The organism is Halobacillus sp. H74 (assembly GCF_052246715.1).
In the GTDB taxonomy this organism is placed as follows: Bacteria; Bacillota; Bacilli; order Bacillales; family Halobacillaceae; genus Halobacillus; species Halobacillus litoralis_A.
Genome location: NZ_JBQQCI010000001.1, coordinates 361,448 through 381,901, shown reverse-complemented (window position 1 = coordinate 381,901; position 20,454 = coordinate 361,448). Strand labels below are relative to the sequence as shown.

Sequence of the window (20,454 nt, the reverse complement as noted above, 5' to 3'; positions counted from 1 at the left end):
GGTCTTTTGTAAGGAGGCAGAACATGAATGACAAAATAATCGGCATACTTGGAGGTATGGGACCTGAAGCTACAGCCGAGTGTTACTTGAAAATTATCCGGGCGACAAAAGCGAATAAAGACCAGGAGCATTACCGCGTCATTATTGACAGTAATGCTAAAATCCCTGACCGCACAGAAGCTATTTCAGGTAGAGGGGAAAATCCAGTGCCCCAAATGGTGGATGCAGCTAAAAATCTCGAGAAATTGGACGTGGATGTAGCGTGCATCCCATGTATGACAGCTCATTTCTTTATAGAGGAAGTCCAAAAAGCAATTTCTTTCCCGCTGTTGAATGCTTTTCTGGAACTGAAAAAATTCATATCGGATTATTATCCAGGCGCCACTAAAATTGGAGTTCTAGCGACGACAGGAACGCTTGAAACCGGTTTGTTCCAAAAGTATTTTGACCACTTAGAAGTCATCCATCCCACACCAATCACTCAAAATGAAAAAGTGATGAGAGCGATTTACGGGGAAGATGGGATTAAAAGTGGGAACACGGAAGGTGCACCACTCGAATTGTTGAAAGGAGCCTCTCAGGAGCTGCTAGACAATGGGGCTGAAGTGATTATTTCAGGGTGTACAGAAATCGGCTTAGTATTGAAGCCATCCCACCTTCCTGTACCGTTGATCGATCCTATGGAAGTTGTGGCAAACGTCGTTGTGAAAGAATCTGTTTATCAGCAGTCATGAAAAGTGATGGAGCATCCTATATTTTAGAGAAGGATATTCTCTTTGAAGGGGTGCTCACCGAATGGCAGAAAATGAATTTGAGCAATTTTTGTCAGAATCATTCCGAGAAGGCGTATATTTCAGGGAGCTCAGGTTATCTGAAAAAGAAGTGCTTAGTTTGAAGGAGCATTACCCGCAGGCTTCTATACAAAAAACAAGTGAAGTAAATGATGCATTCAGTAAGTCCTGGTATGAAATCAATCTGATGCCGATCGAGAAAAAATCTGAAACGCTTGAATCCATCCGTCATGAAAATACACGTTTAAAACGCGAACTGGAATCATTAAGAAAATTAAAGAAGTGAAATAGTACAGGAAAAACACGAGACAATTCTATGAGAGTTGTCTTATTTTTTATGTTAAATATAGGTCATAAATCATGGGTTCAAAGTCATCGTTGCATTAGTGGCTATTATGCATTGTCGAATGGTGTTGTGGCAATGTCACTGATGTGTAAAGGTTTGAAACACAAATGTAATAATAATTTGTCTTTATTTAGCGAATATCTTTGATATAATGAATAGGGTAAATGAAGCATACGACTTAGACTACATATAGTGACAACATAGATTAACAAAATGAGTGTTTAGTAGGAAGTGATATAAATTGTTTGATAGGCATCACCGCAACTTATCATCTTTTGGTATTATGGCTGCCGTCCGAAGAAATATGAAGAAAAAAGATTTGGTACGAGATGTATGGGGTGACCAGTCATATGAAGCTTAAAACATTTGGTCGCCACGGAAAAGAAGGCCTTAAAAACATGACCAGAAACCGTTGGATGACATTTGCGTCTATATCCGCTGTAACGGTTACGTTGTTACTGGTCGGTGTTTTTGCAACTTTGCTTCTGAATTTAAATGACATCGGTACTCAAATAGAAGAAGATGTCGAAGTGCGTGTCTTCATTGATATCACAGCAGAAGATACATCACGGGAACAATTGAAAGAAGAAATAGAGAATCTATCAGAAGTCGGTAGTGTAGAGTTTCAATCAAAAGAAGAAGGATTGGATCAGCTCATCAACAGCTTAGGCGAAGAGGGCAAAGCATTTGAATCCTTAAAAGATGAAAACCCACTGAATGATGTTTTCATTGTTAAAACAGAACAGCCGGAAGATACCATCCCTGTCGCTAAGAAGATTGAAGACTTTGAAAGTGTAGAAAAAGTCGAATATGCAGAACAAACGGTTGAACGTTTATTCAATGTCATGGATGTAGCCAGAAATGTCGGATTAGCCATTATTGCCGGCCTTTTATTCACAGCTATGTTCCTTATAGCCAACACAATCAGAATTACAATCGTAGCTCGTAAGAAAGAAATTGAAGTGATGAAGATGGTAGGGGCGACCAACTGGTTTATCCGTTGGCCATTCCTCGTGGAAGGAGTTTTAATTGGAATTTTGGGTTCACTTGTTCCGATTGCTTTGGTCATCTTTGGATATGACTACGTCCACACGGAAATTACAACACGGTACCCAACATTATTCATTGATATTTTGCCAGTTTATCCATTCGTATTCAAAGTTTCGGCACTCTTGATTCTGATGGGGATTACAATCGGACTTTGGGGAAGCTTCACATCAATTCGCAAGTATTTGAAAGTATAAATCTATGAAACTATTACTATTACACAGGTAAGGATTCGGGGGAGGAAAAGAGTTTGAACTTGAAAGTATTAATTGCCGTTCTGACCATTAGCCTAGTTTTAACTGGGTTGCCAACCAGTTTCAATCCGGTATCAGCTGAATCAAATGAAGAGAAATTACAGGAAAATAAACAGAAACAATCTGAAATAGAGCAGGAAAAGCAGAAAAAACAAAAAGAAATTGAAGAACTTAGAGATAGTCAAGAGAAGGTAAATGCTGAAATCGAACGCTTGGACAAGCAAGTAATGGAAGCGATGAACAAAATTGAAACAAAAGAAAATGAAATCGCTAAAACAAAAGAAAATATAGAGGAGCTGAAAAGTGAAATCGCAGAGCTTGAAAAAAGGATTGCTGAGCGGGATGAGCTTTTAAAGGATCGTGTGAAATCGATGTACCAAAATGGAGGAGCCGTTGATTATCTCGACGTCCTTATGGGCGCGGAGAGTTTTGGTAACTTCTTAGAAAGGGTCATGAGCCTCAATACAATTGCTGAGAAAGATAAAGAGATCCTTGAACAGCATAAAGCTGATAAAGAGGCTGTTGAAAGCAAGAAAGCAGAAGTTGAGGAAGAACTCGCTTCTCTGGAGGAAAAATTGAACGAACTAGAGTCATTGAAGCAGAAATTAGACAGTAAAAAACAAGAGAAAAGTAATTTGATGAGCAGTCTGGCAAAGAAAGAGGAGAATGCTCATAATCATGTGATGGAAATTGAAGAGGAGCAGGAAACTTTAGCTGCTCAAGAAGCTGCAATCCAGAAAGAAATTGAACGTCAGCGTAAAGCTGAAGAAGAAGCAAGGAAGAAAGCTGCAGCTGAAAAAGCAGCTAGAGAAAAGGCTGCTGCAGAGAAAGCTGCTGCCAGCAAGTCCTCCAGCTCTTCCAGTTCTAATTCAAGCAGCAGCGCTAGTGCAAGTACTTCTTCTAGTCAGTCATCATCAAACAGTGGCGCATTGTTCAGCTGGCCTGCTAACGCTTCGACGTCCTCTGAGTATAATCCTAACCGGATTCACCCGATCACTGGGAAACGCAGTTTACATTCCGGTATCGACTTATCAGGAGGCGGAACAATTCCAATTCGGGCCGCAGCAGATGGCACAGTCATCCGTGCTAACTATTCTTCCAGTTATGGTAACGTAGTTTTCATTACTCACCAGATTAATGGACAGACATTCACGACGGTGTATGCTCACATGAGAAGTACCCCAGCGGTTTCCGCAGGACAATCCGTTTCTGAAGGAGACTTCCTTGGAAACATGGGTAGTACCGGCGCTTCAACTGGTCAGCACTTACATTTTGAAATTCATGAAGGTTCTTGGAATGGCAGTCGTTCAAACTCTGTGAACCCACGTAAATATTTGCCTTGATTTTAAAAGGATTGCACATTTTGAATGTGCAATCCTTTTTTACTTTTAGGATGATACCTTATATGAATAGTCACCGCCTCAATTCAGACCTGGTAAAATAAGGACTTTATCCCTCTTTTTTTATTTGATTTATAATTTTAAAAAGACAGATGTTATAATAAGGTAATACATTCCTTTTTAATACAGACTCCAAGAAACAGTTTTCTTAGAACGAATTCTTATTGAGGAGGCAGAAAATGAGTGAAATGAAGCTAATTCCGTACCGGACAGACGCAATAATTGATTCAACAGCAGAAATCCCTAAAGGCGTACAGATGGTAGAAGCTCAAGAGTTATGGCAGGAAACGAATCAAGGGGAGGGGAGTGTCGTTGCAATTATCGATACAGGGTGCCAGTTAGACCACCCCGATTTGGAAGACCGTATCATTGACGGAAAAAATTTCACTAATGATTATCAGGGAGATCGTGAGAATTATAATGATAATAACGGCCATGGAACCCATGTAGCAGGTACGATAGCTGCTATTGAAAATGGGGAAGGCGTTGTGGGCGTTGCTCCTAAATCCAAAATTTTAGTACTGAAAGTCTTATCTGAAAACGGTTCTGGAGAGTATCGATGGATTATCGACGCTGTTGATTTCGCTTTACAATGGCGTGGTCCGAACGGGGAAAAGGTAAGGGTCATTTCGATGTCTCTCGGAGGACCTGATGAATCACAGGAGCTCCATACTTCCATCAAAGCGGCGATTGACCAGAGAGTATCCGTAGTATGTGCGGCCGGAAATGAAGGGGATGGGCGGGAAAATACTTCGGAATACGCCTATCCAGGAGCTTATAATGAGGTTATCCAGGTTGGTGCAGTGGACGATAAGCGAAGTCTTGCTGATTTTACAAATACAAATGATCAAATTGATTTAGTTGCCCCGGGGGTAAGTGTCCTTTCTACTTATCTGGAAGGAAAGTATGCGAGGTTAACAGGAACTTCAATGGCTACCCCTCACGTATCTGGAGGTTTAGCCCTCCTTATCCCTCTTGTGGAAAAACAGTTTCAGAGGTCCATGTCAGAGGCGGAAATATACTCGCAGTTAATCAAACGCACAACCCCATTGGGGTATTCAAAGGCAGCTGAAGGCAATGGTTTGATGACTTTAGCGCTAATGAATAAATTAGAGGAGTTATTCAGCACCTATACCAGCCATTAGTGTTGGTATGTTTAACCCTGGATGTTCATACATTCAGGGTTTTTTGCTGTTTGTAATTTCTAAAGGGCTTCATATACATGAATAGCACGGTTTCCCTTCATACATATGGCGCATGAATGCATTCTTCACAGTTTTTTTGTTTCTCTTAGTTCCTCTATCATCTCCTATCCCGTCAAAACCTCACCTGCCCAAGTTACTTTGTTATCCTCTTCGAAGGTTTTATTCAGTTTAATCCGTACTTACAGGGAACTTGTTCTTTTTCTTAATAGTCATCAATCACCTAACAAATTTAACTCAGTCCGCAACTTTGAATCCTGACACAATACTCAGTCCGTGTTTTTGTGTCGAATATAAGGGATTCATATTCCTACATAGCATGTATACAATAATGAAAACATGTAAACAAAATGTAACTTAAATGTTTTCATTATTGTATGCATGTACACAAAATTGAGTGCATGTTGCTAAATAGGTATGTGTGCAGATTTGAAAGCATGTATTCAAAATTGTAAACTTGCAAGCGTTTTTGAACACGTAAAAAGGCGCATTGACTATTTACTGAATGTTTAATAGATTTAAGTTAAGGTGAGGTCAAATCTAGTAACTAAAAAGGAGAGCTGTTCAATGACGAAATCTAGAATTGCAGCTGTTGATGTTGGTAATGACGCGGTGAAAGCGAACTTTGGAAAATTAGAGTCATCTTTATACATCCCAAACGTTGTGGCGAGAGATTTAGAAGATCGCCCAGTAATTGGAATAGAAGATTTAGACGATAAAGATCCACTCGATAATCTACATATTCGAGTGCACTCCCCTGCTTTAAGAGAAAACAATGCCATCTATCGTGTGGGTAATTTAGCAACGAAAACAACAAACTCCACAGAGTTGGATCCCGGAAGCTATAAATCCGAAGAGGATCAAACATTGATCATGTTGTTTGCTGCACTGGCTATGGATGCGGTAGAAGGCAGAGATGCACAATCATTCAAAAACAATGTAGTAGAATCGAATTATACATTAGGTACAGGTTTACCTTTACGTGAAGTGAAGGAAGGCAAAGACGTTGGCTATCGCTCTCAATTATTAGGGTCAGTACACCAGGTGGAATTTTTGGTGACACCTAAGTATCAGGGAATGAAAGTTAATCTGAAATTTGATGAAGTGAAGGTCTATCCAGAAGGGTTTGCTGCGTATGTGAACTTGGTTATGGATAATGATTTGAATATCATCAATAAAGAATTGGTCGATAAACAAATACTGATTCAAGACATTGGCGGCCTCTCTACGGATATCGCTGTCATTCGTAATCGCAATGTAGATGACGATAAAGCGCAAGGCTTCAACCTAGGTGTAGCTGAATCCCTTGAGATGATTCGTGAGGAAATTTTGACGAAGCATGGTGTAGAGTTGGACAGCCGTCGCGATGTGGTGGATATCATCACCCGTAAAAATGATCGTCACCATATTATGGTTAAAGGTAGTCGTACAAACGTCCATGACATTACTGACCGGATTTTGCTGGAACTTGCTAAAAAACAATACCGTTATTTGAGAAATGTATGGCAGAAGAACTCTCAGTCTGAAATTTGCTACTTTGTCGGTGGCGGGTCCGCAGTACTGAAAGAGTATATTAAAACACTGAACAACAAATTGGATGGTTTTAATATTGAATTCTTTGAAGATGAAGAAGAAAGCATTTGGATGATGGCGAATGCCTATTACAAACTTATTTCTGACTTTATCCGTAAAAACTCCAAAGAACCTGCCAAGGACAATAAAAAAGAAGAACAAAAAGCCGGATCCTCTAAATAAGGTGAGATAATGAGTCAATCCAGGAAAAGTGTGGAGAGGGGACAATCGATTACGTTCCGGGTCCCCTCGGACACACCTGATCATTTATTAAGACAATTATCCGATCTCAAAGAAGCGGAACGAAGGAATTTTTCTAGCAAGATCGCTCAATTTGTCCTTGAGGGTGTGAATGAATCTTTTTCAAAAGATAAGGAAACAGTGACGATCCCTTTACCTAAGCCTTTGACAAAAGAACAAAGAAATTGGATTAAGCATGAACATTCAGAAGCCTTGATAGGGAGTATTCTTTATCAACTTATGATGGATCCGATGCGTGCCACAACGCTTCTCGCTTCATTGAACAGCAATGCCTATGACATTGAGGATGCTCTTTATTTGCAAGAAGAGTCAGCAGCAAGTGAAGAGGAAGAAAAAAGGGAATCGGTGGAACAAAAACAGTTGTTACCAGAAACTCCTGTCGAAATCCAGGACGATGACCTTGCTGACATGGATTTGGACAGTCTCCAGGAAGATCTTAAAGAGAATAAGAATGCTAATGTTGAAGAAGAAGATGACGAAGATTTACTTGGTGATTTTCTATCCAGCATGAATAAGTGAAGATAAGCCCCTCAAGTATACGGAGAGGGCTTATTTTTTGTATGACTTGCAAATGCACTTACAGTTTTTTGAAACTTGTCAGGGAGTGGAACGTATAGTTTTAGGAAAAGGGGGTTGGACGGATTGGGTGTGGTGTTAGAGGCAATAGATTGCAGTGTTGATATTAGTGGCGAGCGTATATTGGCGGATCTTTCATTTAAAGTGCATAAGGGTGAAATGCTGGCCCTTGTCGGCCACAATGGAGCAGGGAAATCGACATTAATCAAGGCTATGATTGGCACTCGCGAAAAATCTTCGGGAAAATTCACCATTTGTTCGATCGACCAGGATGCCCAGTTCAAGGAATATAAAGAAAAATTTGCTTACATACCTGAAGAACCTCTTTTATTAAGTGAACTGACCGTTGCTCACCATTTTAAACTTTATCAGAAAAGCTATCATATCCCTGATGAGCTATTTGAGAAGAGAGTAAAAGTATATACCGAAGCTTTTGAACTTGAGGACAAAATGAATGATTACCCGGAGGCTTTATCGAAAGGGATGAGGCAGAAGGTTCAAACGATCTGTGCCCTTTTGCCTGAGGTTCCTCTATTATTCATCGACGAGCCCTTCATGGGGCTGGACATATATGCTGGGAACTTCCTTGAAAAAGAATTGAGGCAAAGGGGTGAAGAGGGGGTAAGTATTGTTCTGACCACCCATCAATTGGACAAAGTCAGAAGCCTGGCAGACAGTTTCATCATGCTTGCAAATGGCAGAATATCTGCATCAGGCTCCGTGGAATCCTTCGACACCTTAGAGCGCAGGGATACACAATGAATGATTCGAAGACAATTTCCATTTACTATTGGATAAGAAAAAAACGTTGGAAAAAGAAAAAACAACTCTACCAAGCATCGTTCCACTTAGTTTTTGACTATGTAGTGTTTTTTTATATGGCTGTATTCTCGATTATCTTTTTAATTATGATCTATGATTGGATTCAACGCTTCCTTCCAACATTAATAGGATGGGAAGCGCCGATCCTCGAATGGGGAATGCTAATTCCTTTTCTTTTACTTGTGAAGGCCTGTATGAACTCTTTTGCAGATCCAGGACTGCGCTTCACCTCTTCCGAATTGCAATTAAGTATCCTTCCACACTCAAGGAAATCTTTACTTAAATATTTGGTTTTAGAAAAACAACTTGTCCATAGTTTCGTGCTTTTATTAACAGCGCTTACTTTAGGGTTATTGACGCCGCTGTCTTTGGCGGTCGTACTCTTTATCGCATTCCATTATATTCTATTGCTGCCGCTAGCTATGACTGTGCAATGGAAGTTGTTCTCCCAAAGCATATGGTTCAACTTTTCTGCCCTTTTATTATCAGGCGGGTTGCTTGCTTTTTTAAGATTGAGCGGCCAGGATTACCTTTGGCTGGGAGCTATCTTCATCCTCCTCTTAATCATGTTCTTATTTAAATCAAGGAAGAAAATCATGGATGTCTCATGGATGAAGATAGTTGAAATCAATGATGCCAGAGTTTGGAATATGATGCTGATCAGTAAAATGACGAATGTTACAATTAAGCCTCCCAAACGGTATGGTTTCTTCCAAAATTATGTAAGAAACAGGAGGAAATCAGAGCCATCCATAAAAACGGTCAGGATATATGAACGAATCTGGATAGGGCAGTTGCAGAGCTCATTCAGCTATATATGGAAAACGGTAGTAGTTGGAATGGCTCTTTTACTTGTCCTTCCATGGCAAGTAGAGTGGGTGATTTTAGTGACATTACCCATCTCTGTTTTTGTTTATGTGGAAATGGCTGCAAGTATTTTTGAGGATTTTTTCCATGGGGAGAACATATTCCGAACCATTCCGACCGAGGAGGATCTGTGTGTTAAAGGCTATTTAAAATGGGCGCGTATCGGGCTGATTCCATATTCGATTGCTTTTATCGTATCCGGAGTGCTATTGACCATGACCTGGTGGGTTCTTGTCATTCAACTCATTTGTATCACGATATGGGTGTTGTTTGATTTGCGCACTAAGGTGAATGAAAGAATGAAGTCAGTAAATAAAGAGCCCTTTTTCTTTAGTGAATGGAGGCGGATGACTGGATATATACTGGTTTCTTTAGGGTTGTATCATCCAATTTTCATGCTTGGGATAATTGTGCTTATAAGGTGGGAATGGCTTTATGGATTTTCCAAAAGAAATTAAAGCTTTGAGTACAGCATGGGGGAGGAACTGTTCATTTTCTGATAGGTGTGTATAGCCGGCACCACCAATAAATCGTACAAAAAAGCCCTCTGCGCTATCAGAGGGTTAATTCATACGGTTATGTTCGGCAAAGGCTACGAAGGATCTTTCATCCTCAATCAACCCGCACGCTCCACATTGAACTTTCTTTTCAGGCCCTTTGTAAGCCATATGGAAAGGGTCCATGTTTTCCATCGAATAGCCAGCATCAACTTCTCCGGTCGTCGGATTCATCTTTACTGCTTTAGGTTGCTGTTCAATTACATTGAAACGCGATCGATTCGTTTTACAATTCGGACAAAGATATGGTTGCACATCATTCACCTCCGGTTTTACGTTTCCCGACTTTCCCAAATTTATGAATGGGATATGATCTTAAGACACATATCCGGTGAAAATCAGGAAATGCCCTAATATCCGTAGGGGGACGGGTGGGATCATTAATGCTAGCTTTCAAATGAATGAGGTTATTCATAACACTTTATGGGTGGGCGGACATTTCCATATTACTGTAGGCACACGAGTGGCCATGACCTTTTTCGGACTCACCTTTTGGCTGGTCCCATATTTGACTGGCCGTAAGTTTACAAAGTCACTTCGGAAATTAGCCTTTATTCAAATCATTACCTGGTCAATTGGGATGCTGCTCATGAGTACAGCCCAACATGTTCTCGGTTTATTAGGAGCCCCGAGGAGGACTGCCTATACAGGGTACGCCCATGATCATGCACTTGCCTGGTTTGATGGGGTGTTATCCAATCATGTGACGATGGCTGTCGGCGGTTCCATCCTTTTCTTGTCTGCATCTTTGTTGGTTTTCATCGTCATTCAATTATGGTGGCTTGCCCCTGAAGCGGACGAACAGACAAAGGAGAGTTTCCCGGTCGCTTATAGTGATGCATCAGCGACTCCGAGGTTCCTCGAAAACTGGAAGTTGTGGATCGGTGTCGCTTTTGTACTCATTGCCATTGCGTACACCATTCCGCTGGCCGACATGATTTAACATGCACCCCCAGGATCTGGCCGTTTTCAAACATGGTAAAGGTGGAGATCATCTATGACTTTTTCATTTGCTTTTACGCTATCATTCATCCTAGTATTCATTGTACTTACTACGATTCTTGTAGAACTCCAAACAGAAGAAGAATAAGAAAACGGCCGGATAAAATATTCCGGCCGTTTTCTTATTCTATTTCCGGGGAAATAAAAGAAGGAGAATCCTTCATTTTTGGTGCTTACTTTGATTTTTGTCGAAAAAGTGAGAATCGAGTAATTTTATCTATGATTACAAAAAATGTAATGCCGGCAGTCTATAAATCTCATTCCATTGCGTCTGAATGGCGACGCCACTATGGGAGACATGGCTTTCAAATAGGTCTGTAGTTTCATTTTTTTATTGCAACTCATTGATACAAGCGTTAAAAATGTGTCAGAGTTTTTAAAGTATTACTTGAGTGGTACAAAAAGATGTTCAAATAGGGTAGAATAGGGTAATGTAAATTTAACGGAGGTTTTACAATGTTTACAAAGAATAAATATTTTAATAAAAAAACTGGATTAAAACTATTAGTCTATGCCGTTGTCATAGGTATGTTCTGGCTGAAAATGTCTTATATACAAAGTAACATCTTTTCTTTGAATGTAGAAAATGCTAATGAAGCTAGCATTCTGGCATTCAACCCATTGAGCAGTATCTTCCTGATCTTTGGTCTCGGGATTTTGCTCGGTGGGCGCAGAGGAATGTTCGTATCCTATATACTGGGCTCTCTTCTTCTGTATGTAAACATTCTTTTTTACCGCGAGTATAGCGATTTCATTACAATACCTATGTTGAATCAAGTTGCGAACTTAGCAGACTTGGGTGGAAGTATCGGCACAATTCTTAATTATTCCGATATTCTTCTATTCGTCGATGTCCTTATTGCTGCTTTCCTACTGTTTTATTTGAAACCTTCGCGCTTTCAATCATTCAAACCTAAGCGAAGAGAAGGTATCATTTTAGCGATTGTGGCGATTCCTCTATTCATCGTCAACTTACAGTGGGCGGAAACAGAACGGACGGATTTATTGGAGCGTACTTTTGATCGTAACATGCTTGTTAAATACATTGGTGTAATCAACTATCATGTATATGATGCAGTACTCCAAGGTAAAACTGAAATGAAAAAGACTCTTGCTGATAGTAACGAACTTGTTCCTGCCATTAACTATTTGAATGAAAATAAAAAGAAAGACAGTAACCATCTAGAAGGGGTGGCAGAAGGGAAGAACGTAATTGCCATTTCTCTGGAGAGTACCCAGACCTTCGTGGTAGATAATACCCTTCATGGCGAAGAATTGACTCCTTATTTCAATGATTTGAAAGAAGAAGGTGCCTATTTCGATAATTTCTATCACCAAGTCAAACAAGGACGTACCTCTGACTCTGAATTTCTACTAGCGAATTCCTTGTATCCATTGAACAGAGGTGCTGTTTTCTTTACACACTCTGGTAATGAATACGAAGCACTGCCAAGTTTGTTAAGTGAAAATGGGTACTTCACAAATGTGATGCATGCCAATGACAAAACATTTTGGAACAGGAATGTTATGTATGATTCCCTTGGATATGATGATTTCATCTCGAAGGAAGATTACGAAGTGACTCAGGAAAAATCTCATGGCTGGGGTTATTTGGATGAGTACTTCTTTGAAGATTCCCTGAACAAGATGAAAGATATGGATAAACCATTTTTCTCAAAAATGATTACATTGACGAATCATTATCCATTTACACTTCCTGAAGAAAAGAAATATATTGAAGAGGGCGAAACCAGCAGTGGTACATTAAACCGCTATTTCCAAACGATTCGCTATCAGGATGAAGCTTTAAAACAATTCGTAGAAAACTTCAAGGACTCTAAACTCTATGATAATACTATTCTTGTGATTTATGGTGACCACTTCGGTATTTCAGAGAATCACAAAGAAGCTATGGGTGAATATTTAGGTAAAGATATTAATGACTTTGAGCAATTCCAATTACAGCGTGTACCTTTACTGATTTATGGTAAAGGAATTGAACCACAAGAGAATCACACAGTGGGTGGCCAAATCGACCTCCGCCCGACATTGACGAATTTGTTGGGAATAGAAGATGAAAATCCTATCCAATTCGGTAATGACTTGATGGACAAAGACCGACGAGAGTTAATGATCACCCGTGATGGTGACTTTGCAAATGAGGAATACGTCGGGATTCAGGGTGCATGTTACGATAGAGAAACAGGGAATCCTGTTGAAGATGGTGCTTGTGAGGAAGGTTTCGATGCCGCACAAGAGGAGTTGGAAATCTCAGACTCCATCATCTATGGTGACTTACTACGTTATTTAGATGAAACAGAAATGGTGAATTCAGAAGAACAACAAGCGTCTTCCGAAGAAAAAGGCAGCGTTCAGCCTTAATATAAGCGAAAGAAGCACTTCAATTAGCAAATGAATTGGAGTGCTTCTTTTTTAATTAAAATAAGGGTGGAGCACAAGGGGCATGTAAAGGAAACCTTGTATTTCATTCATGATGTACTCACTCTTTTGATATTAGTGTGTCAAGGGAGCCTTGGGATAGCACGCCTATTCCCACCCGTACAATCTTCCAGAACGGGTAATAATGAAAAAGCAGGAAACCGATAATAGATTCCTTGCTCGTATGGTTTAAAATATATCTGACCACACTTTGATGGTGGTTCCTAAAATGAGAAGAGCCAAAATCATTTGAAGCACTTTCGTATTCACCTTTTTACCAGCGATCGCTCCAAGAGGGGCAGCAATCAGGCTGGCCACAACCATAATGGCTGCTGGGAAGTATTCCACTTGCCCTGTTGTTACCTTTCCTACTGTTGCACCAATCGAAGAAATCAATGTGATTGCTAATGATGATGCAATTGTCATTCTTGTCGGGATTTTTAAAACAACAAGCATGATAGGGACAAGCAGGAACGCGCCGGCAGCGCCTACGATTCCGGCCCCAATCCCAACGATTAATGCTAAGGAAGCCGCTAACCAGCGATTGAATTCCACCTTGTCCAATGCTTGATCGTCAATTCCTTTTTTCGGGATGAACATCATAACCGTAGCAATCAAGGCAAGAATACCATAAACAATATTAATGCCATCTTCACTCATGAGTCCAGAACCAAAGCCCCCAACAAAGCTGCCGATTAAAATACTAACTCCCATGTAGAGGATAAGGGATTTATTTAAATATCCACCTTTGCGGTATGCCCACACCCCTCCGATGGTAGCGAAGAAAACCTGCACGGCACTTATTCCGGATACCTCATGGGCCGTGAAAGCTGTGAAACCTACCATTGATGGGATATAAAGAAGCAAAGGGTACTTAACTATCGAACCCCCGATTCCGAGCATTCCTGAAATGTAAGAACCGATAAAACCAATAAGAAAAATGGTGATAATTAATCCGATTTCCATAACAATGTCGACCTCCTTAAAAAAGGGAACCTCGAGCGGTTCCCTTTTTTTATAATAATGTTAACTACCTGCCTGCACCTGAAATTATTCGCCTTTTTGAATCCAGAACTTGAATACGCCGTTATCTTCTTCGTGTTGCAAAAGTTCGTGGCCGCCTGATTTCGCCCATGCCGTCAAGTCACTCTTAGCTCCTTGGTCTGTCGCTTGAATCTCAAGAACCTCGCCGGTTTCGATCTCTTTCATTGCTTTCTTAGTTTTTACAATGGGCATTGGGCAAGCTAACCCTTTTGCATCTAATACTTTAGTTACGTTCATAATTAAATACCTCCAAAGAAAGTTTGTTTAGAAGCACCCGTATGAACGGGTGCATTCCGTATTGATTCATTTAACTGCGCAACGGTTCGGGCCGACTTCCATTTCACGTTGTTCCTCGCTATCTGGCGTGAGTTTACCCATGTTCGTTTCGCGGATTTCTTTGTATGCATTTGGTTGTGGTGGCAAGTTTTCTGTCACCATTTTTCTGAATTCATCCTGATCTTCAATGTTCAAGCCATGGTTTTTTGCATACACAGAAGCTAACTTCGCTGCAACCGTACCATCTTCATTCAACTCATCCATGATCATGAAGTGAGCTGGAAGGACAATCAAATCATCTGAGAGTTTTTTATAGCGTGTATAAAGAGTTTCTCTCAAATCCATCACCCAGTCGTCCGCTTTTCCAGCCAGGTCTGGGCGGCCGATAGAATCGATGAACAGGATATCCCCTGTCATCAAGTATTGATTATCCACGACGAATGAAGTGGAGCCTTTCGTGTGTCCTGGGGAATACAATGCTTGAATATCAATGTTGGTATTGCCTACAGTTACTTGATCACCATCACGCAATGGTTGATAGTCAAAAATGACTTCACCTGCATCTTCAGGTGGCAGCCAGTAAGTAGCACCTGTCTGCTCGGCAATTTTGATCCCACCTGAAATATGGTCGGCGTGCAAGTGTGTGTCAAAGACATTGGTAATCTCTACATCCAATTCTTTTGCAAAATCCATATAGATGTCTGTCATCCGGGTGGAATCGATGATAGCAGCTTCCCCGTTTGATACGACCATATAGGATAGACAGCCCTTACCGATACGGACGAATTGATAGAGTGCTCCGCCATCATTCAAGTCGTTGATTTTGATTGGCTCAAGATGTTCACTCCAGGCTTTCATACCGCCTTCTAGTGAGTAGACTGTCAGTCCTTCTTCAATCAACATTTCAGCAACCATTTGAGATGAGCCACCTTTGGCACACACGACGACAACATCTTTGTCTTTTGGCAGTTGGTCCAATATTTCTTCTACACCGTCAAGAAGATCGAAGTAAGGAACGTTCAAGTAAGAAAAGCTCTCGCTTTCAATCTTCCAGTCTTGATAAGCATCTTCTGTTCGCACATCTAAAACAAACAACTCTTCCTTGTTCAAAACTTTATCCGTTATTTCTTTAACCGTCATGTTTTTCACAGTCATGCATTTTACCCCCTAAGGTATTATTTTTCTTAAAAAAATTATTGATTAAGAGATTTTGTTTCTCCAGACCATCCACTCATGCCTGGAACTACATTATAAACATTTTCAAACCCTTTATCCGTGAGTTTCTGGGCAGCAAGGTCACTACGGCTGCCTGTACGGCATACAACGTAGACGTTCTTTGTTCGATCGAGTTCTTCTATTCGTTCATCCAACTCACCAAGAGGGATGGAATGGGCTTCAGGAATGTGTTCAAACGCATATTCGGCAGTTTCACGCACATCTAACAAAAGCGAGTCTTCTCCTAAGCGTACTGTCTCCAAATCTTCATTGCTGACCACGTTCGGATGCTCCTTATCTTGTTCTTCTTCGTCACTTGCTTTACGCACATAGTGTTTAAGAACATCGTCTTCCTCTATCGTGCCCAAGTACTGGTGCCCAGAGCTTTTTGCCCATGCCTGCAGGTCTGCTTTCGATCCTTTATCTGTCGCCTGGATTTCCAGTACTTGACCAGCTTCAAGGTCTTTGATCGTTTTCTTCGTTTTCACGATTGGCATGGGGCAAGCTAACCCTTTTGCATCTAAGGTAAAATCTGTTTTCAGTTCCATTATTAGATTCCTCCTATAACCCATCAGGGTATGATTTTATTTAAAATTATTCGGTTGGACCTTCCCAACTCATCATGCCGCCTTCCATATTTGTCACATCGAATCCTTTTTCTTCAAGGATTTGGGTGGCACGTCCGCTGCGGCCACCGGATCGGCATATCATGATATAAGGGGTGGCTTGATCTAGTTCACCAGAACGTTCTTCAACAGACCCTAATGGAATATGTTTGGCCCCTGGAATTTTCCCTTCTGCTACTTCATCACCTTCCCGTACATCGATCATATTCAAAGTTATTCCTTGTGATAGTTGATTTTCTACGTCTTTAGCTGTTAATGTTTTCATCATTTTTCTCTCCTTTTAAATAAACAGGTTCACATTGCCGTCTTCAGCATCTGCTAAATAAGCGGCCACACCTGCATATTCGATTTCATCAAGCAGCTCTTCTTTTTGTAAACCTAACAGGTCCATCGTCATTGTACACGCTACAAGGTTTATTTCTTGTTCCTGCGCCATATCAATGAGGTCTGGAAGAGGCACTGCATTGTGTTTTTTCATGACATCCTTAATCATTGTAGGACCGAAGCCAGCGAAATTCATTTTTGAGATGCCCATTTTATTTGCACCTCGTGGCATCATTTTCCCGAACATTTTTTCCACAAAATTTTTCTTCACCGTAATGTTTTCATCCTTGCGTAGAGCATTCAGGCCCCAAAAGGTGTGAAAAATAGTTACCTCATGGTCGTAGGCGGCGGCTCCGTTAGCGATGATGTAAGCGGCCATCGCTTTGTCATAATCACCGCTGAATAAAATGATATTTGTCTTTTTTGTTTCTGACATGTTCATCCTCCTTGCTAAATAGTTATACAGGTATGGGTATATTAAATGGTCAAAAAATTATCTGCTCTTGACTAGTAATTGAACAGCTTCGTTTATTGAATTCTCCTTATTTTCTTGATCGGCGGATTCGTGGATACACTCCACAAGGTTGGAGCTCACTACATGCCCGATTGTGCGATCAATTGCTGTTCTGGAAGCAGAAAGCTGTGTGATGACATCTTTGCAGTCTTTATTTTCTTCCATCATTTTTAATACGCCCCGCAACTGACCTTCCAGGCGCTTTACTCTGTTTTTCGTGGCGTCATTATATTCCATTGGAAATGAGCCTCCCATGTGAAATTTTTCTGTCGCTTGTGAACAGTACACCACACATATTATACCCCTATAGGTATATTGTCAACACCCGTGCACGTATTTTTTCGGATAATGAACGAATCGGCGTGAAAAGCTAAGAGTGAGGTGATTGTACTGTGGATGTGTGGATGGATACATTAAAAGTCATTGGGAGGATTGTAACAATCTTGCCATTACTGTTAGGCGTGGGAATTTTTATGGGGAAACGTTCAATAGGAGAATTACCGGTCTTCGATTTTCTTGTAGTCCTTGTTCTGGGCTCTGTAGTAGGTGCGGACATTGCCGACCCTAAAATCAACCATATTCATACCGTTACCGCTATTATCATGATTGCGCTATTGCAGAAGTTCATCATCAGGATCAAATTGAAAAATCCTCATATCGGTAATATGCTGACTTTTGAGCCCACTGTTGTGGTTTATGAAGGTGAGATGATTGATAAGAATTTAAAACGCATCCACTATTCTATTGATAATATCACCCAAATGTTAAGGGAGAATGAGGTCTTTCATATATCAGATGTTGAACTTGCCATCGTAGAACCTAATGGCCAATTATCCGTTAAGTTAAATCGGGAGAACGAGGGAGTCACCCGTGGGGACATGGGTATTTTAATTGGGGGCGGGGGTTATGATATACCGATCATTTTAGATGGAATACTTCAAGAGGACCTGCTTAAACGTCTGGACCGGAATGAAGAATGGGTGAGCGCTGAGCTTGGCGACCATCAAGTTTCAGATGTTTTTTATGGGGCTGTCACTAATGAAGGTGAATTGTATTTTTCATTGAAAGGAAAAGATGCAGATTCACTGCCGCCTATCGAGCATTAAATAGAACGCAAACTGTTTGATGACCCACCATATGCTTAAGAACATGAGTATAAAAATTGATTTTCTTCATGGAATGGATGAACTTTTGGGGGATGGCCCAATCCCGCACTAACAGCCGAACCCATATAAAAGCCGCGAAATCGGAGTCCACTGAAGAACTGCAACTTTCTGAGTTATGCATCAAAGAAAGGCCGGCCAGTACGATTTTATGGTTCAACTCGGCTTCTTTATTTCGATAAGACATATATAAATCAAAGAAAATCACTTTTTTCAGATAGGCCTCGTTGCTTCCACGAGGAGCGTTCGGTGGTGACGCCTGCGGGAACAGCGCGAGCCGAAGATCCACTTGGTCAAGTGATCTTCTTGACCAAGTTAGCTGAGGCCGTGCCCGCGGCAAGCATCCACCGACAAGCGATGCGTGAGAAGCAACGACAAACATTAACAGCTCCTCTGGAGTGAGAAGGCTTTTTCAGTGGCCACCGAAATCACGGCTTTTATAAATGGTTCATACACTTTGATCCATGCATTGAATCAGTCGTTGCTCAATATCATCCGCCATAGCCTGAATATTGTCATCTTCCACCATTTGCGTCAAAGCTGTAGGTTTCGGCATCCCGATTTTTGTTTTCCCCTCATCTTCGTATACAACCATCTTACAAGGAAGGAAATACCCGGCCAGTACATTTTCGTTCAATACTCGCTGTGCTTCTTTCGGATTACATACTTCAAGTACTTTGAATTCTTTTTCAAACTCCAAACCTTTTTCATTCAGTTTATCTTTGATGTCGAATGTCCATAAAACACCGAATTGTTTATCTTTCAAACGATTCTCGAGACTTTCTACAGCCTCCTCAAGACTTTTGTTTGTTTCAACTGTGTAATGGAACATGGAATACCTCCTTGAAGTTTGTTTCACAATTATACATACCCTCGCAGGTATAAAATTAATCATCTGAATTAGAATTGTTTACGAATTTGGAAAAAACTTTTTTTACTGAATGGGAAGAGTAGGACCCTTGAATCTGATCGCAAAGAATCATTAAAAGAGGTTGAGTTTTCCAAGGACATCAAGAACAAACGTTGAAGTACTGTAATTGTTGATTATTCGAACGTGAAATAAAGATGTGATTATCAACTTGAACCAGCTGCATCGTATCTTTTTATCTTCGTCGGAAATAATAGCAGTCTTTTGCAGATAGATATATCGGTTTCGTTGTGTAGGGGCTTCCCTTGTATTAGAATGTATAGAGTAGAAGAGAGGGCGTGAAATCAATGACAGAAAATATTAAATTAATTGCTTTGGATCTTGATGGCACTTTAGTTAATCCAGAAGGAAGTGTTTCCGAAGCCAATAAAGCAGCAGTAAAGAAAGCGAAAGATCTGGGAATTCATGTAGTATTGAGTACAGGACGCTCCTTATCCCGTTGTCAGAATATCGCAGAGTCACTAGGCAAATCTTCTTATATTGTGACCATCAACGGTGGGGAAATCTATGATCATGAATTTAACCTTGTAGAACAAAACAAATTAGAGCAACAACATATAGAGCGTCTTTGGGAATTAAAACAGGAACATGCCCTTTACTTCTGGACATCAACCGTGCAAGGCATCTATAACAGCCAGGAGCCTTTCGATCAAGAGTTAGCAGAATATGACTGGTTGAAATTCGGTTTTGACATCGAAGACGATGAAATACGTCAGGTTATCCTTGATGAATTGAATGCAAATGATGCTCTTGAAATCACTAATTCCAGCCCGACAAATATTGAAGTGAATCCTGTCGGGGTAAACAAGGCAGCCGCTCTTTTGAAAGTATGTGGTTGGTTAGAATTAAATATGGATGAAGTGATGGCTGTCGGTGATAGTATGAACGATATGGCGATGATCAAGGAAGCAGGTTTAGGTGTCGCCATGGGCAATGCCCAGGATGCTTTGAAAAAGGAAGCTGCTTTTGTGACAGCTTCGAACGCTGAAGACGGTGTCGCATTTGCCATTGAAAAAGTAATTGGATGATTCCATGCCAGTCCTGACACAGGGCTGGTTTTTTATTTTATGATCATTCAGGGGATATATGGATATTGTGAATGTTCCATGCCAGCGAAAACCTCATCCCCTTTGCCGTTGGATATGTTTGTCGAAACACATCAAAAAACAATCTTTTGTAAGCGTTTTCCTAGATGGGGAGGAAATACCCATCTGTAAAGAGAAATATG

22 protein-coding genes and 1 pseudogene are annotated in these 20,454 nt (G+C 40.7%); 14 read left to right on the top strand and 9 right to left on the bottom strand.

Going from position 1 to position 20,454, the window contains the following annotated elements; all coding sequences use genetic code 11:
- Positions 1–23: 23 nt before the first annotated feature.
- From ACTWPX_RS01845 to ACTWPX_RS01805, 9 genes are all read left to right on the top strand, one after another.
- Complete coding sequence (locus ACTWPX_RS01845; RefSeq protein ID WP_443118266.1) at positions 24–734, top strand: aspartate/glutamate racemase family protein; 711 nt, start codon at positions 24–26, stop codon at positions 732–734.
- Positions 735–795: 61 nt separating this feature from the next.
- A complete protein-coding gene (locus ACTWPX_RS01840) occupies positions 796–1,077 on the top strand; it encodes a hypothetical protein (RefSeq protein ID WP_443118265.1) in 282 nt (93 codons plus the stop codon).
- A gap of 410 nt (positions 1,078–1,487) precedes the next feature.
- Complete coding sequence (ftsX, locus tag ACTWPX_RS01835) at positions 1,488–2,381, top strand: permease-like cell division protein FtsX (protein WP_443118264.1); 894 nt, start codon at positions 1,488–1,490, stop codon at positions 2,379–2,381.
- A gap of 53 nt (positions 2,382–2,434) precedes the next feature.
- The gene (locus tag ACTWPX_RS01830; protein ID WP_443118263.1) at positions 2,435–3,781 is read left to right on the top strand and encodes a murein hydrolase activator EnvC family protein; all 1,347 of its coding nucleotides are present in this window, start codon (positions 2,435–2,437) and stop codon (positions 3,779–3,781) included.
- A 236-nt stretch (positions 3,782–4,017) separates the two neighbouring features.
- On the top strand, positions 4,018–4,983 hold the full coding sequence (locus ACTWPX_RS01825) for a S8 family peptidase (RefSeq protein WP_443118262.1): 966 nt from the start codon (positions 4,018–4,020) through the stop codon (positions 4,981–4,983).
- Between the two features lie 624 nt (positions 4,984–5,607).
- Positions 5,608–6,795 (top strand): ParM/StbA family protein, encoded by a 1,188-nt coding sequence (locus ACTWPX_RS01820; protein ID WP_281974391.1) that lies wholly within the window; start codon positions 5,608–5,610, stop codon positions 6,793–6,795.
- A gap of 9 nt (positions 6,796–6,804) precedes the next feature.
- The gene (locus tag ACTWPX_RS01815) at positions 6,805–7,392 is read left to right on the top strand and encodes a hypothetical protein (RefSeq protein WP_443118261.1); all 588 of its coding nucleotides are present in this window, start codon (positions 6,805–6,807) and stop codon (positions 7,390–7,392) included.
- Positions 7,393–7,521: 129 nt separating this feature from the next.
- A complete protein-coding gene (locus ACTWPX_RS01810) occupies positions 7,522–8,211 on the top strand; it encodes an ABC transporter ATP-binding protein (RefSeq protein ID WP_443118488.1) in 690 nt (229 codons plus the stop codon).
- Entirely contained in the window at positions 8,208–9,596 is a 1,389-nt protein-coding gene (locus ACTWPX_RS01805) for a hypothetical protein (protein WP_443118260.1), read from the top strand. Before ACTWPX_RS01810 ends, ACTWPX_RS01805 begins: the two co-directional genes overlap by 4 nt.
- Before the next feature lie 105 nt (positions 9,597–9,701).
- Here ACTWPX_RS01805 and ACTWPX_RS01800 read toward each other — a convergent pair whose 3' ends face one another.
- A complete protein-coding gene (locus ACTWPX_RS01800; RefSeq protein ID WP_443118259.1) occupies positions 9,702–9,950 on the bottom strand; it encodes a DNA alkylation repair protein in 249 nt (82 codons plus the stop codon).
- Positions 9,951–10,059: 109 nt separating this feature from the next.
- On the opposite strand from ACTWPX_RS01800, the pseudogene ACTWPX_RS01795 reads away from it, so the two are divergent.
- Together ACTWPX_RS01795 and ACTWPX_RS01790 are read left to right on the top strand one after the other, a co-directional pair.
- Positions 10,060–10,638: pseudogene (locus tag ACTWPX_RS01795) on the top strand (cbb3-type cytochrome c oxidase subunit I); the annotation flags it as partial.
- A 515-nt stretch (positions 10,639–11,153) separates the two neighbouring features.
- A complete protein-coding gene (locus ACTWPX_RS01790) occupies positions 11,154–13,079 on the top strand; it encodes an LTA synthase family protein (RefSeq protein WP_443118258.1) in 1,926 nt (641 codons plus the stop codon).
- Between the two features lie 246 nt (positions 13,080–13,325).
- Here the strand turns inward: ACTWPX_RS01790 and ACTWPX_RS01785 are convergent, their stop codons facing one another.
- From ACTWPX_RS01785 to ACTWPX_RS01755, 7 genes are all read right to left on the bottom strand, one after another.
- Positions 13,326–14,102 carry a sulfite exporter TauE/SafE family protein gene (locus ACTWPX_RS01785; RefSeq protein WP_443118257.1) on the bottom strand — a complete coding sequence of 259 codons (777 nt, stop codon included), beginning with the start codon at positions 14,100–14,102 and terminating at the stop codon, positions 13,326–13,328.
- An 84-nt stretch (positions 14,103–14,186) separates the two neighbouring features.
- Positions 14,187–14,417, bottom strand: coding sequence for a sulfurtransferase TusA family protein (locus ACTWPX_RS01780; protein ID WP_281974395.1), 231 nt, complete (start codon positions 14,415–14,417; stop codon positions 14,187–14,189).
- Between the two features lie 66 nt (positions 14,418–14,483).
- Positions 14,484–15,611, bottom strand: coding sequence for an MBL fold metallo-hydrolase (locus ACTWPX_RS01775; protein ID WP_443118256.1), 1,128 nt, complete (start codon positions 15,609–15,611; stop codon positions 14,484–14,486).
- A 38-nt stretch (positions 15,612–15,649) separates the two neighbouring features.
- A complete protein-coding gene (locus ACTWPX_RS01770; RefSeq protein WP_443118255.1) occupies positions 15,650–16,219 on the bottom strand; it encodes a sulfurtransferase TusA family protein in 570 nt (189 codons plus the stop codon).
- 46 nt (positions 16,220–16,265) lie between these two features.
- Entirely contained in the window at positions 16,266–16,562 is a 297-nt protein-coding gene (locus ACTWPX_RS01765) for a rhodanese-like domain-containing protein (protein ID WP_443118254.1), read from the bottom strand.
- A gap of 15 nt (positions 16,563–16,577) precedes the next feature.
- Positions 16,578–17,057 carry a DsrE/DsrF/DrsH-like family protein gene (locus ACTWPX_RS01760; RefSeq protein WP_443118253.1) on the bottom strand — a complete coding sequence of 160 codons (480 nt, stop codon included), beginning with the start codon at positions 17,055–17,057 and terminating at the stop codon, positions 16,578–16,580.
- Between the two features lie 57 nt (positions 17,058–17,114).
- Positions 17,115–17,372, bottom strand: coding sequence for a metal-sensitive transcriptional regulator (locus ACTWPX_RS01755; protein ID WP_128525356.1), 258 nt, complete (start codon positions 17,370–17,372; stop codon positions 17,115–17,117).
- 155 nt (positions 17,373–17,527) lie between these two features.
- Here ACTWPX_RS01755 and ACTWPX_RS01750 point away from each other — a divergent pair, with 155 nt between their 5' ends.
- Together ACTWPX_RS01750 and ACTWPX_RS01745 are read left to right on the top strand one after the other, a co-directional pair.
- Positions 17,528–18,241 carry a DUF421 domain-containing protein gene (locus tag ACTWPX_RS01750; RefSeq protein ID WP_443118252.1) on the top strand — a complete coding sequence of 238 codons (714 nt, stop codon included), beginning with the start codon at positions 17,528–17,530 and terminating at the stop codon, positions 18,239–18,241.
- Positions 18,242–18,547: 306 nt separating this feature from the next.
- Positions 18,548–18,700: a hypothetical protein gene (locus tag ACTWPX_RS01745; protein WP_443118251.1), complete on the top strand. Its 153-nt coding sequence runs from the start codon at positions 18,548–18,550 to the stop codon at positions 18,698–18,700.
- A gap of 46 nt (positions 18,701–18,746) precedes the next feature.
- Here the strand turns inward: ACTWPX_RS01745 and ACTWPX_RS01740 are convergent, their stop codons facing one another.
- Positions 18,747–19,130 carry a DUF302 domain-containing protein gene (locus tag ACTWPX_RS01740; RefSeq protein ID WP_281974401.1) on the bottom strand — a complete coding sequence of 128 codons (384 nt, stop codon included), beginning with the start codon at positions 19,128–19,130 and terminating at the stop codon, positions 18,747–18,749.
- Between the two features lie 383 nt (positions 19,131–19,513).
- Between ACTWPX_RS01740 and ACTWPX_RS01735 the strand changes: the two genes are divergently transcribed.
- Positions 19,514–20,254 carry a Cof-type HAD-IIB family hydrolase gene (locus ACTWPX_RS01735; RefSeq protein ID WP_443118250.1) on the top strand — a complete coding sequence of 247 codons (741 nt, stop codon included), beginning with the start codon at positions 19,514–19,516 and terminating at the stop codon, positions 20,252–20,254.
- Positions 20,255–20,454: the final 200 nt, after the last annotated feature.